This is a genomic window from Streptomyces nanhaiensis, assembly GCF_046614825.1.
GTDB lineage: Bacteria > Actinomycetota > Actinomycetes > Streptomycetales > Streptomycetaceae > Streptomyces > Streptomyces radiopugnans.
The window spans coordinates 1-12,829 of the sequence record NZ_JBKJFM010000024.1; the positions used below are offsets into that span (position 1 = coordinate 1).

The following is a 12,829-nucleotide window of genomic DNA, read 5'->3' on the forward strand; positions in this document are numbered from 1 at the left end:
CCGCCGCCGGCACCGCCGTCGGTCCACTCCACGGGGACGACGGCCTCGGCGCCGGGCGGCAGCGGCGCTCCGGTCATCACGCGGGCGGCCTGGCCGGGGCCGACCTCGGGCAGCCGGCCGGCGCCCGCCGCGACGTCGCCGACGACCTCCAGCACCGCCGGGTCGTCCCCGCTCGCCTTCTCCACGTCGGCGACGCGCACCGCGTAGCCGTCCATGGAGCTGTTGTCGAAGGGCGGCAGGGAGACGGGCACCAGGACGTCCTCGGTGAGCACGCAGCCCTGGGCGTCGAGCAGGTGCAGCTCGATGGGCTCCAGCGGGCCCACCGACCGCAGGACGTCGGCCAGGTGCTCGTCGACGGACCAGGTACGGCTCAAGTGCCTACAGCTCCTCTTTGACGAAGTCTCGCAGCCAGGCGCGGAAGTCCGGGCCCAGGTCCTCGCGCTCGCTCGCCAGCCTGACGATGGCGCGGAGGTAGTCCCCGCGGTCGCCGGTGTCGTAGCGGCGGCCCTTGAATACCACACCGTGGACCGGGCCGCCGACGGACGGGTCGGCGGCGAGGGCCTGGAGGGCGTCGGTGAGCTGGATCTCGCCGCCGCGGCCGGGCTCGGTCTTGCGCAGCACCTCGAAGACGGCCGGGTCCAGGACGTAGCGGCCGATGACGGCCAGGTTGCTGGGGGCGTCCTCGCGGGAGGGCTTCTCCACCAGGTCCGACACGCGCACGACGTCGTCGTCGCCGGTGGGCTCGGCGACGGCGCAGCCGTAGAGGTGGATGCTGTCCGGGTCGACCTCCAGCAGCGCCACGACACTGCCGCCGTAGGTCTCCTGGACCTCGATCATCCTCGACAGCAGCGGGTCGCGCGCGTCGATGAGGTCGTCGCCGAGGAGGACGGCGAAGGGCTGGTCGCCGACGTGCGGGGCGGCGCACAGCACCGCGTGGCCCAGGCCCCTGGGGTCGCCCTGGCGCACGTAGTGGATGGTGGCCAGGTCGGTGGACTCCTGGACGCGGGTGAGCTTGGTCGCGTCGCCCTTGCTGCGCAGCACCTCCTCCAGCTCGTAGTTGCGGTCGAAGTGGTCCTCCAGCGGGCGCTTGTTGCGGCCGGTGACCATCAGGACGTCGGGGAGGCCGGCGGTGACGGCCTCCTCCACCACGTACTGGATCGCGGGCTTGTCGACGACCGGCAGCATCTCCTTCGGGGTGGCCTTCGTCGCCGGAAGGAAGCGGGTGCCGAGCCCGGCGGCCGGGATGACGGCCTTGGTGATCCGCCGTGTACGCGAGGTAGTCATGTCTGCACCATAGCCGTTGGTTTGTGACGTAACACGCACGTCTGAGTGGTCCGTTGCGGTTCGCGGGGATTCGTCCCGGCGCTCGGGGCCGCGCCGGCGCGCCATCAGGATGATAATGCGCCTGCCATGGCGAGGGACTGGCGTAATCGAGCCGGGGAGATGAACACGGCGTGAAGGACGACGGAACCACCGGAGCACACCGGGGTACGCGGGCGGCGGCGGAGACGGTGCCGGGAACGGCGGCGGAGACGGTGGCCGGCGAGAAGCGTGCGCTGCGGCGCGCCCTCCTGGCGGCGCGGGCCCATCTGCCGGAGGACGGCGTCCACCGGGTCGCCGGCGCGCTCGCCCGGCACGCCCTGGAACTGCCCGAACTGACCGGGGCGCGCACCGTCGCCGCGTACGTCTCGGTGGGGCGCGAGCCCGACACCCGCGCGCTGGTGGACGAACTGCACTGGCGCGGCGTACGCGTGCTGCTTCCGGTGCTGCTGCCGGACGACGACCTGGACTGGGCCGCGTACGAGGGCGCCGAGTTCCTCTCCCCCGCCCGCCGGGGGCTGCTGGAGCCCACCGGTCCGCGGCTCGGGCCGCAGGCCGTGACGGGGGCCGAGGTCGTGCTGCTGCCGGGCCTGGCGGTGGACCGGCGCGGGATGCGCCTGGGGCGCGGCGGGGGCAGCTACGACCGGGTGCTGGCCCGGATCGAGGCGTCCGGGGCCGCCCCCGCGCTGGTGGTGCTGCTGCACTCGGGCGAGTACCTGCGCCGGGTGCCGGCGGAGCCCCACGACCGTCCGGTGCACGCCGCGGTGACCCCCGAGGGGGTGCACCGCTTCACGGCGTGAGACCGGCGGGCGCGGGGCTCGCGGCGTCACGGGTTCACTGCGTCACGGGGCCACGGGCGAGGGCGTCACGGGGTGAGGGCCATGGTGTCCTCGGTGGCGTCCTCGACGGCGTCCGGGCTGAACGCCCAGTCCAGCTGCCCGCCCTCGGCCCAGATGTCCGTCTGGTCCACGTAGTTGGCGTGGTAGGCGTGACCGGAGGCGCCGGCGAGGTTGATCCAGCTCGACTCGTCGAGGTCGGCCAGGTTGACCACCATCCGCATCGACGGCACCCAGACCACCTCGTAGCCGCCCGCCGCGTTCCAGCCGGTGGCGTTGACGGCCGCCTCGCCGCCGCCGAGGTCCCAGGGGCCTCGGTTGAGCAGGTGCTGGACGAAGCCGGGGCCCTCGGTGCCCAGGGTCTGGTTCTGGAGCATCAGCCGGTGCAGACGGCCCCAGCTCCAGGTCTCGATGTCCTTGCCGAGCTTGGTGGTCAGCTCCCAGCGGGCGTCCTTCATGGCGCGGGCCAGCAGCGCGTCGCGGTCGCCCTCGCCCTCCTCGAAGCGGCTGCCGGGGGTCCACCAGCCGCTGTCGGGCTCGTCCAGCAGCGTGCGCACGACCTCGTACCAGCGGTCGCCGCCGTCGGGCTGCGCGGACTCCGGGGCGCGGGTGCCGCACTCGCGGACGGTGCGCGGGTTGCCGCTCAGGTCCTCGATGGGGCCGGACTCGTCGGCCGGGCGGACCCGCAGGCACTCGCCCTCGACGCGGACCTCCTTGGGGAGCTTGTTGCCGAAGCCGAGCTTGAGGAGGTTGCGCCACACGCCGTTGAAGTAGGCGGCGGGCGCGGAGTCGGCGTCCTGGGTGTAGTCCCAGCCCTCCAGCAGTTCCTGCGCCTGGCGGACGTAGGGGTCCTTGACGTCGATCTTCAGCAGGTAGGGCACCAGGATCTTGGCTATCTCGCTGCTGTTGTCCAGCTGCATGGTGCGCATGTCGTCCGTGGAGACCTTGCCGCCGTCCTTGATCTTGGACTGGATGAGGTCGTCGATCCGCTGGCTGCGCGCGCCGTAGCCCCAGTCCTCGGTGAGCGGGTAGGGGTACTTCTCCGCGTCGATCACGGCCTGGTTGGCGGTGACGATGTAGCCGCGCTCCGGGTTGTACTCCCAGGGCAGGGCCTCCTGCGGTATGTAGCTCTCCCACTCGTAGTCCGAGTCCCAGCCGGGTGCCGGGTAGCGGCCGTCGTGGCCCTCGGCGCGGACCGGGATGCGGCCGGGCGCCTGGTAGCCGATGTTGCCCTCGGTGTCGGCGTAGACCAGGTTCTGGGAGGGGACGGCGAACTTCCGGGCCGCCTTGCGGAACCCTTCGAAGTCGCCGGCGGCGTTCAGCTCGAAGACCGCGTCCATCGTCCTGGAGGGCTCCAGCGCCGTCCAGCGCAGCGCGACGGCGTAGCCCTTGCCGCGGTCGGGGGCGACGTCGCCGACGGGGGCGTGGTCGCCGACGCCGGCCAGCTCGCCGCTGCGGTCGGAGACGAGGGGGCCGTGGCGGGTGGAGCGGACGGTGATCCTGCGGTCCTCGCCGCCCGCGACCTTGATGACCTCCTCGCGGGTGTCGTACGGGACCTTCTTGCCGTCGTAGAGGTACGTCCCGTTCTCGATCTTCTCCAGGTACAGGTCGGTGACGTCGGCGCCGAGGTTGGTGAAGCCCCAGGAGATGTCCTGGTTGTGGCCGATTATCACGCCGGGCATGCCGGAGAAGGTGAAGCCCGCGACGTCGAAGGGGCAGGCCTCGCCGACCGAGTTGCAGTGCAGGCCCATCTGGTACCAGAGGGAGGGGAGCTGCGGGGCCAGGTGCGGGTCGTTGGCGAGCAGCGGCTTGCCGGTGGTCGTGTACTCGCCGGAGACGACCCAGGAGTTGGAGCCGATGCCGTCGCCGCTGGGGCCGAGGAGGGCGGGGATGGAGTCGAGGGAGGCGGCCAGGGCCGCGAGCTGGGTCCGCGCGCCCTGACCGGTCTGGTCCGCCGGGGCGTCCTGGGCGGCGCCGTCGGGGGAGGCGGCCCCGCCGGGGACGGCTGTGCCCGGGTCCGCTGTGCCCGGAGCCGCGGTGCCCGGGTCCGTGGCGCCGTTCTGCGCGGCGCCCCCGTCCTGCGGAGCGGTGCCCTTCGGGTCGTAGGCGCCGTCGAGGGCGCTGACGGCGCCGTCCCGGACGATCGGCTTGTTCCGGTCGTAGGGGTAGTCCGGGTAGAGCGCCTCGATCTGCTTGTTCGTCAGGCGGCTGGAGAGCAGGGCACGGTCTATCTCGTCCTGCATGTTGCCGCGCAGGTCCCAGGCCATGGCCTTGAGCCAGGCGACGGAGTCCACCGGCGACCACTTGTGCGGCTTGTAGTCGCTGACGAAGCCGAGGGCCGCGTACTCCAGGGAGAGCTCGGCGCCGCTGCGGCCGCCCAGGTAGGCGTTGACGCCCTCGGCGTAGGCCAGCAGGTACTTCTTGGTCGTCTCCGACAGCTTGGTGTCGTACTCCTCCTGCGCCACCTTCCGCCAGCCCAGGGTGCGCAGGAAGGCGTCGGTCTCGACCTGGCTCTCGCCGAACATCTCCGACAGCCGGCCGGCCGTCAGGTGCCGCCGTACGTCCATCTCCCAGAAGCGGTCCTGGGCGTGGACGTAGCCCTGGGCGCGGAAGAGGTCCTCGGCGCTGTCGGCGTAGAGCTGGGGTATGCCGTGCTCGTCGCGTTTGACGGTGACCGGGGCGGAGAGGCCGTCGAGCTGTACCGAGCCGGTCGTCCGGGGGAAGGACGCGCGGACGGTGTCGACGCTCCAGTAGGCGCCGTAGCCGACGCCCGCCACGAGCAGCAGCACGACTGCGATCACGAGAAGGCGGGCGCGTCGCGGGGTCTTCTTGGCGGGCATCGCTGTCCTTCGAGGGCAGGGTGGGACCAGAGGTGCTGGAGCAACCATAGGACGAGCCGGGTCACCGGTCGGCAGGGAGTCTGCGCATCGGGAGCCGAAGATTCAAGCGATGGTAAATTGTTAGGCAATGAAATGACTTCCCGGCGGCCGGGTCCCGGCCGCCGTCTCCGCATGCCCACGGAAGGATCGGCTTCTGACTGTCGACCGCCTCAACGAACTCATGCTGGTCTCCGCGCTCGTGCTGCTCGTCGCCGTCGCGGCCGTCCGGCTCTCCTCCCGCACGGGGCTGCCCAGCCTCCTGATCTACCTCGGCATCGGACTCGTCATCGGGCAGGACGGACTCGGGGTCGAGTTCGACAACGCCGAACTGACCCAGGTGCTGGGCTACGCGGCGCTCGTGGTGATCCTGGCCGAGGGCGGTCTGGGCACCAAGTGGCGGCAGATCCGCCCGGCGATGCCCGCCGCGGCCGTACTGGCGACCGCGGGTGTCGCGGTCAGCGTGGGCGTCACCGCCGCGGGGGCCCACTACCTGGTGGGGCTGGACTGGCGGCCGGCGCTGATCATGGGGGCGGTCGTCTCCTCGACGGACGCCGCGGCGGTCTTCTCCGTGCTGCGCAAGGTGCCGCTTCCGCCACGCCTGACGGGGATGCTGGAGGCGGAGTCCGGGTTCAACGACGCGCCGGTGGTGATCCTGGTCGTCGCCTTCGCCTCGGCCGGCCCGATGGAGTCTTGGTACGTCCTGGTCGGGCAGATCGCGCTGCAGCTGGCCATCGGACTCGCGGTGGGACTGGCCGTCGGCAAGCTGGGCGAGTACGGCCTGCGGCAGGTCGCGCTGCCCGCCTCCGGCCTGTACCCGATCGCGGTGATGGCGCTGTGCGTGCTGGCGTACGCCGGGGGCGCACTGGCGCAGGGCAGCGGGTTCCTGGCGGTCTACGTCAGCGCGGTCGTCCTCGGCAACTCCAGGCTGCCGCACCGCCCGGCCACCCGGGGGTTCGCCGACGGCATGGCGTGGATCGCGCAGATCGGCCTGTTCGTGCTGCTCGGTCTGCTGGCGACCCCCTCGGAGCTGCTGCGCGACTTCTGGGCGGCGCTGGCGGTCGGACTGGTGCTGACGCTGGTGGCGCGGCCGGTGTCCGTGGTGCTGTGCACCCTGCCCTTCCGGCTCCCCTGGCGGGAGCAGACGCTGATGTCGTGGGCGGGGCTGCGCGGCGCGGTGCCGATCATCCTGGCGACGATCCCCATGGTCGACCAGGTGGAGGGCAGCCGGCGGATCTTCAACATCGTCTTCGTGCTGGTCGTGGTCTTCACCCTGCTCCAGGGGCCGACCCTGCCCTGGGTCGCCCGCAGGCTCGGGCTGGACAAGGCCGGCGGCACCCAGGACCTGGACATCGAGTCGGCCCCGCTGGAGCGGCTGCGCGGGCACCTGATCGCGGTCTCCATCCCCGACGGCTCGCGCATGCAGGGCGTGGAGGTGGCCGAGCTGCGGCTGCCGAAGGGCGCGGCGGTCACCCTGGTCGTGCGCGAGGGCAGCAGTTTCGTGCCCTCGCCCTCGACCGTCCTGCGGCACGGCGACGAACTGCTGGTGGTCGCCACCGACGCGGTGCGGGACGCCACCGAGCGGCGGCTGATGGCCGTGGGCCGGGGCGGCAAGCTGGCGGGCTGGCTGGGGACGGCGGGCAGTTCGGCGCTGCGGCAGGGCTGAGACAGGGCTTCGGCAGGGCGGGAACGGGGACGAAGTCAGGGCGGGGCGGGCCGGTCGGGCGGGTGGGTGGGACGGGGGCGGAGACGGGGACACGGGCAGGGGGCACGAGCGGGACGCGACCGGGTCTGCGGGTGATCGGCTACCCTGAGGCCGTACGTTTGTCCGACTTTCGGAGCTACCGGAGTTTCGACCCCGCCTGATGCAGGGCCGGCACGGCCGCCCGGCCGACCACACGCCGCGGTCCGTGCGAGAGGACGGCCTTCGGCGTGCCCCCGCCGTACCGCGACACCGCGCGCCGTACGGACCGCGGCGCGCTACCAGGCGGCAGAAAGGTACGGCCGTGGCCACCACGGTCACTCCCGTCACGAACCGGAAGCCCGGCTACCGGGACCTGCTGCGCACTCCCGGTGCGTGGACGTTCCTGCTGCCCGGCTTCCTGGCCCGCCAGCCCTTCGCGATGCTGACGCTCGGCATCGTGCTGCTGGTCGAGGACACCACCGGATCGTTCGGCACGGCGGGCGCCGTCTCCGCCGTGACCGGCGTGTCGATGGCCCTGTTCGCACCCCGCAGCGGCCGGCTCGCCGACCGCTTCGGCCAGCGTGCGGTCCTGGTGCCCGGGGTGCTGCTGCACGCCGCCGCCGTGGGCGTGCTGACGGCCCTGGCGCTGTCCCGGGCGCCGCTGTGGGCACTGCTGCTGGCGGCCGTGCCGGCCGGTGCCTCGGTGCCGCAGGTCGGCCCGATGGTGCGGGCCCGCTGGGCGCACCTGCTCAGGGGCGGGCCCGGTTCACCGGACGGATCGGGCCCGCCGGGCGGGCCGGGCAGGACCCGGCTGCTGTCGACGGCGGCGGCGTTCGAGTCGGTCACCGACGAGCTCACCTTCGTCATCGGCCCGGTCCTGGCCACCGCCCTGTGCACCGGAGTGCACCCGGCCGCCGGGCTGACCGCCGAGGCGGCCCTGACCATCGTCGGCGGACTGCTCTTCGCGGCCCAGCGCCGTACCGCGCCGCCCGCCCACCGCCGCGCCCGGGGAGCGGACGGCGCGCCGCACGCCTCGGCGCTGTCGGTGCCGGGCGTACGGGTGCTGATCGTCGCCTTCCTGGGCATCGGCGCTGTCTTCGGCGGGATGCAGGTGTCGATGGCCGCCTTCACCGACTCCATCGGACAGCCGGGCCTCAACGGCGTGCTGTACGGGATCTTCGCCGCGGGCAACATGCTCGCCGGTCTCGTCTTCGGCGCCCTGACCTGGCGCTCGGCCCCGCAGCGCCGGCTGCTGGCGGCGTACGCGCTGCTGACGCTGACCACCGCGCCCCTGTGGGCGGTGGACGTGGTCCCGCTGCTGGCCGTCCTCGGGCTGCTGACCGGCATGGGCATCGCGCCGAGCCTGATCACCGGCTTCACCCTGGTGGAGCGGCTGGTTCCGGCGGGCGTGCGCACCGAGGCGTTCACCTGGATGGCCGGTGCGGTGGCGCTGGGGCAGGCCGGCGCCGCGTCGGCCGCCGGGCAGCTGACGGACGGCTTCGGGGCGAGCGCCGGATTCACGGTGCCGCTGGCCGCCACGGCGCTGGCGCTGGCGACGGTGGCGGCACTGCGCGGATGGCTGAAGCCGGACGGCGGGCAGGAGGGGGACGGGCGGCCGGGCGACGGGAAGGCCGACGGCGGGCGGCCGGGCGACCGGCGACCGGGCGGTGGAAGGGAGCCGCGAACCGGGTGACGGAGGGCGCCGGACGGAGGACGGGGAAGGGGCCCCGGGGCGTGGCGAGGGTCACCGTCCGCCGCTCCCGGTGGACTAAGCCGCCGGAATACTGCACCATGGTGCGTCGTTAGCACTCCACAGGGAAGAGTGCCAGGAGGAGCAAGTGCCGACCTATCAGTACCAGTGCACCGAGTGCGGCGAGGGCCTGGAAGCGGTTCAGAAGTTCACCGACGACGCACTCACCGAGTGCCCGAGCTGCAAGGGCCGCCTGAAGAAGGTGTTCTCCGCGGTCGGCATCGTCTTCAAGGGCTCCGGCTTCTACCGGAACGACAGCCGCGGCTCCTCGTCCGGCAGCCCGTCGTCGTCCTCTTCTTCGTCGTCGGCCTCGTCCGCGGCGTCGTCGCCCTCGTCGGCCTCCTCTTCCTCCGAGAAGAGCTCGGGTTCGTCCGGCGGCTCGTCGTCCAAGGCAGGCTCCTCGGCGGCCTGACGGTCCGCCTTCCGGCCCGGAGCCGGAACCCGCCTGTCCCGGCCCCGTCGCGGTACGCACCGCGGCGGGGCCGCGGCGTCGGGGGCTAGTGTGTTCGGCCATGAGCGCACAGGCGGAGACAGGCGTCATCGGCGGGTCCGGGTTCTACTCGTTCCTGGACGACGTGATGGAGGTCGCGGTGGACACGCCGTACGGCGAGCCCAGCGACTCCCTCTTCATCGGCGAGATAGCCGGGCGCCGGGTGGCCTTCCTGCCCCGGCACGGCCGCAAGCACCATCTGCCCCCGCACCGCATCAACTACCGGGCCAACCTGTGGGCTCTGCGCTCGGTCGGCGTGCGGCGGGTGCTGGGGCCGTGCGCGGTGGGCGGGCTGCGGCCCGAGTACGGGCCCGGCACGCTGGTGGTGCCGGACCAGCTCGTGGACCGCACCAAGTCGCGCGTCCAGACCTACTACGACGGCGAGGCGCTGCCCGACGGCTCGGTGCCGAACGTGGTGCACCTCTCCTTCGCCGACCCCTACTGCGAGGCGGGCCGGGCGGCGGCCGTCGCGGCCGCGCGCGGGCGCGGCTGGGAGCCGGTGGACGGCGGCACCATGGTGGTGATCGAGGGGCCGCGCTTCTCGACCCGCGCGGAGTCGCGCTGGCACGCGGCGCAGGGCTGGTCTGTGGTCGGGATGACCGGGCACCCCGAGGCGGTCCTCGCCCGCGAACTGGGCCTGTGCTACTCCTCGATGGCGCTGGTCACCGACCTGGACGCCGGCGCCGGGACCGGCGAGGGCGTCTCGCACGAGGAGGTGCTCCAGGTCTTCGCACAGAACGTCGGACGGCTGCGCGAGGTGCTCTTCGACACGGTGGCCGGCCTGCCGGCGGAGCGGGACTGCGCCTGCGCGACGGCTCTGGACGGACTGGACCTGGGGATCGAGCTTCCCTAGAGGGCTCCGGGAGCCGGCCGGCGGCGGGCTGTGGGCGAAGGGCCGAGGGCTGTGGGAGCTGTACGGGGCGGCTCGGAGGGCGCGTGCGGCTCGTGCGGTTCCCGTGCCTCTGCCTCGCGCGGGTGAGCGAGTTGTCCACAACCGGTGGGTAGTCCACAGGGCCCGGCGGATCTCCGCGGGGCCGGACATCGTTGGGGTGCTTCCAGCACAAGGCGGTGACCTCGATGTCCTCTTCTTCCCCTCAGTCCGCGCCCCCTGGCACACCTTTCTCCTCCCCCTTCTCCTCGTCCTCCCCCTCGTCCTCTTCGTCCTGTACTTCCTCCGTTCCCCCTCCGCCCTCCTCCCTCTCCACGCCCCACTCCCTTCCGCCGCCCTCCTGCCCTCCGGCCGCCGGTCCCGTGCCGGAGTTCGAGCCGGTGCGTGCCGGGCGGGGCCCCCTCGGCCCGCTCCGGACGGCGGGCCGGTGGTTCCGGGCGGCGGCACTGCTGCTGGCCGTCGTCTCCGCGGGCGCGGCCCTCTGGGGCGCGCCCGTAGACGGGGGCGGAGACGGGCACCGTGCGCTCCCGGCGGCCCGGCCCGCGGCCGGGGAAGCACCGGCGGGTCCGGCCCCGCCCGCGTCCACGGACGGCGGGGAGGACGGCACGACGGTGGACGCCCCTGTGCGGATCCCCGACGCGGAGGCGGTGCGACTGCTGCGGCCCGGGGACAGGGTGGACGTACTGGCCACCCCCGCCGGCGCCCCGGACGCCGGCCCGGCGGTCCGCGCGCGGACCATCGCCCGGAACGTGCCGGTGGCGGCCGTACCCGAGCCCGCCTCCGGCCCGGAGGCGGGATCCGGCGGCCGGGAGGGGGCGCTGGTGGTGCTCTCGGTGCCCCGGCCGACGGCCGCCCGGCTCGCCGGAGCGGCGGCGCACTCCCATCTGGCGGTGACACTGTGCTGACCACCGCCCGCCGGGGGCCGGGCTGGACAGTCCGCGCGGAGTTCGTGCAGCGTGTGCTGCGTTCATCCGGCGGAAGCCGGAGCACGTGTGCGGAGGAGAGGCAGTCCGTTGAGCGAGAAGCAGGGCGTCCTGGCCGGGTTCAGGTCATTCCTGATGCGGGGCAACGTGGTCGATCTGGCCGTTGCCGTCGTCATCGGGGCGGCCTTCACCAAGATCGTGAACTCGGTGGTGGAAGGCGTCATCAACCCGGTGGTGGGCTCCATCGGTCCAAGGGACCTCGACCGCTACCAGTCCTGCCTCCAGGGCCCGTGCGAGTTCGACGCGGCGACCGGTGCGGCCGTCAGCGGTATCGCGATCAAGTGGGGCTCGGTGCTGAGCGCCGCCCTGACCTTCCTGATCACCGCCGCGGTCGTCTACTTCCTGATGATCGTGCCGATGAACAAGTTCAAGGAGCGGCTGGACGCGCTGAGCGCCCAGGAGGCGGCGGAAGCGGCCGCGACTCCGGCCCAGAAGACCGAGGTGGAGCTGCTCACCGAGATCCGCGACGCGCTGCTGGCCCAGCGCGACGGCAACGGCGGCGCGGACGCCGCCCTTCTCGCGGCGCAGCGCGGCGCCCTCGAGAGTGGCGGTGCCCGGCCGGGCACCGAGGGACCGTCCGGTACATCCGGAGGTACGTCCGGAGGTCCCTCCGGGAAGGCCTGACCCGGGCGCTGCCCGGAGCGCCTCACAGATGGTGCGGTGGCTTCTCGTCCAGGAAGCGGGCCAGATCGGCAGCACCGCCGTCGCCGCCCGCCTCCGGGCGCTCGCCCCAGCCGCGGTCGGTGTCGTCGGCCGAGGGACGGCTCAGCGGGTCGGAGAAGTCCAGCGCGGAGGCCGGGTCGCGGGGCTCGGCGCCGTGGCCGGAGGTGGCGCCGGGGGTGGCGGGGGTGCTCATCCCTCCAGAGTACGGCGGCCCCGGCCCGCACCCGGGAGGAGGATCATGGCCTCATGAACGCCTCGAAGGTCAACGACGCACTGACGGATGTCCAGGGCCTGCGGGTCGGCCACGCGCAGCGGATCGGCGACGGCTGGCTGACGGGCACGACCGTGGTCCTCGCCCCGGAGGGCGGGGCGACCGCCGCCGTGGACGTGCGGGGCGGCGGGCCCGGCACCCGGGAGACCGACGCCCTGGACCCGCGCAATCTGGTGGAGCGCATCGACGCCGTGGTGCTGACCGGGGGCAGCGCCTTCGGGCTGGACGCCGCCTGCGGGGTGACGTCCTGGCTGGAGGAGCGCGGCAGGGGCTTCCCCGTGGGCCCGGAGCCGGACCAGGTGGTGCCCGTGGTCCCGGCCGCCTGCCTCTTCGACCTGGGCCGGGGCGGCTCCTGGCGGGCCCGTCCCGACGCGGCGCTCGGCCGGGAGGCGGCCGAGGCGGCCGCCCGTACGAGCGTCGGCGAGCCGGTCCCCCAGGGCAACGCCGGGGCCGGTGCGGGGGCTGTGGCGGGCGGGCTCAAGGGCGGAGTGGGCACCGCGAGCACGGTCCTGCCCTCGGGCACCACGGTGGGCGCGCTGGCCGTGGTCAACGCGGTGGGCTCGGCCCTGGACCCGGCCACCGGCGCGCTCTACGGCGAGCTGTACGGCAGGCGTCCGGTCTTCCCCACCGATGCCGAGCACGCCGAGGCGCTGCGGTCCCTGGCCGCCGCCCAGCAGGAGTCGGAGCGCCGTTCGGCCGCCTCCGTACGGCCGCCGCTCAACACCACACTGGCCGTGGTGGCCACCGACGCGCAGCTCACCCCCGCCCAGGCGCAGAAGCTGGCGGGCACCTCCCACGACGGGCTGGCCCGCGCGGTCCGCCCGGTGCACCTGCTCACCGACGGGGACACCGTCTTCGCCCTGTCCACCGGCACACGCCGGCTGGAGGCGGAGGAGGTCAACGACGTGCTGGCGGCCGGCGCCGACACCCTGACGCGGGCGGTGGTCAAAGCGGTACTGGCCGCGGAGGGCGTGGACGGCCCGGGCGGGGTGTTCCCGGCGTACCGCGACCTCTACCGCCGTCCCTGAACCGGTACGGCTCGGTTCCCCGGCGTCCCCCCGGCGTCC

General features: G+C 73.7%; 11 protein-coding genes and 1 pseudogene. 8 read left to right on the plus strand and 4 right to left on the minus strand.

Annotated elements, in window-relative coordinates; translation table 11 throughout:
• Both ACLIYP_RS08840 and galU read right to left on the minus strand, forming a co-directional pair.
• Nucleotides 1–374, minus strand: a pseudogene (locus ACLIYP_RS08840) (gephyrin-like molybdotransferase Glp); the annotation flags it as partial.
• Nucleotides 375–378: 4 nt separating this feature from the next.
• Complete coding sequence (galU, locus tag ACLIYP_RS08845) at nucleotides 379–1,284, minus strand: UTP--glucose-1-phosphate uridylyltransferase GalU (RefSeq protein ID WP_412712577.1); 906 nt, start codon at nucleotides 1,282–1,284, stop codon at nucleotides 379–381.
• 227 nt (nucleotides 1,285–1,511) lie between these two features.
• Here galU and ACLIYP_RS08850 point away from each other — a divergent pair, with 227 nt between their 5' ends.
• A complete protein-coding gene (locus ACLIYP_RS08850) occupies nucleotides 1,512–2,120 on the plus strand; it encodes a 5-formyltetrahydrofolate cyclo-ligase (protein WP_412712616.1) in 609 nt (202 codons plus the stop codon).
• Nucleotides 2,121–2,185: 65 nt separating this feature from the next.
• Here ACLIYP_RS08850 and ACLIYP_RS08855 read toward each other — a convergent pair whose 3' ends face one another.
• Nucleotides 2,186–4,996, minus strand: coding sequence for a penicillin acylase family protein (locus ACLIYP_RS08855; protein WP_412712578.1), 2,811 nt, complete (start codon nucleotides 4,994–4,996; stop codon nucleotides 2,186–2,188).
• A 220-nt stretch (nucleotides 4,997–5,216) separates the two neighbouring features.
• Here ACLIYP_RS08855 and ACLIYP_RS08860 point away from each other — a divergent pair, with 220 nt between their 5' ends.
• The 6 genes from ACLIYP_RS08860 to mscL all read left to right on the plus strand — a co-directional run bounded on the left by ACLIYP_RS08860 (nucleotide 5,217) and on the right by mscL (nucleotide 11,452).
• Nucleotides 5,217–6,698 (plus strand): potassium/proton antiporter, encoded by a 1,482-nt coding sequence (locus ACLIYP_RS08860; RefSeq protein ID WP_412712579.1) that lies wholly within the window; start codon nucleotides 5,217–5,219, stop codon nucleotides 6,696–6,698.
• A gap of 340 nt (nucleotides 6,699–7,038) precedes the next feature.
• Complete coding sequence (locus ACLIYP_RS08865; protein WP_412712580.1) at nucleotides 7,039–8,409, plus strand: MFS transporter; 1,371 nt, start codon at nucleotides 7,039–7,041, stop codon at nucleotides 8,407–8,409.
• Nucleotides 8,410–8,554: 145 nt separating this feature from the next.
• Entirely contained in the window at nucleotides 8,555–8,878 is a 324-nt protein-coding gene (locus tag ACLIYP_RS08870; RefSeq protein ID WP_412712581.1) for an FmdB family zinc ribbon protein, read from the plus strand.
• A 100-nt stretch (nucleotides 8,879–8,978) separates the two neighbouring features.
• The gene (locus tag ACLIYP_RS08875; RefSeq protein WP_412712582.1) at nucleotides 8,979–9,809 is read left to right on the plus strand and encodes an S-methyl-5'-thioadenosine phosphorylase; all 831 of its coding nucleotides are present in this window, start codon (nucleotides 8,979–8,981) and stop codon (nucleotides 9,807–9,809) included.
• A 647-nt stretch (nucleotides 9,810–10,456) separates the two neighbouring features.
• Nucleotides 10,457–10,750, plus strand: a complete 294-nt coding sequence (locus ACLIYP_RS08880) for an RcpC/CpaB family pilus assembly protein (protein WP_412712583.1) — start codon at nucleotides 10,457–10,459, stop codon at nucleotides 10,748–10,750.
• A gap of 108 nt (nucleotides 10,751–10,858) precedes the next feature.
• Nucleotides 10,859–11,452, plus strand: coding sequence for a large conductance mechanosensitive channel protein MscL (gene mscL, locus ACLIYP_RS08885; protein WP_412712584.1), 594 nt, complete (start codon nucleotides 10,859–10,861; stop codon nucleotides 11,450–11,452).
• A gap of 22 nt (nucleotides 11,453–11,474) precedes the next feature.
• Here mscL and ACLIYP_RS08890 read toward each other — a convergent pair whose 3' ends face one another.
• Nucleotides 11,475–11,684, minus strand: coding sequence for a hypothetical protein (locus ACLIYP_RS08890; protein WP_412712585.1), 210 nt, complete (start codon nucleotides 11,682–11,684; stop codon nucleotides 11,475–11,477).
• A gap of 53 nt (nucleotides 11,685–11,737) precedes the next feature.
• On the opposite strand from ACLIYP_RS08890, the gene ACLIYP_RS08895 reads away from it, so the two are divergent.
• Nucleotides 11,738–12,790 (plus strand): P1 family peptidase, encoded by a 1,053-nt coding sequence (locus ACLIYP_RS08895; protein ID WP_412712586.1) that lies wholly within the window; start codon nucleotides 11,738–11,740, stop codon nucleotides 12,788–12,790.
• Nucleotides 12,791–12,829: the final 39 nt, after the last annotated feature.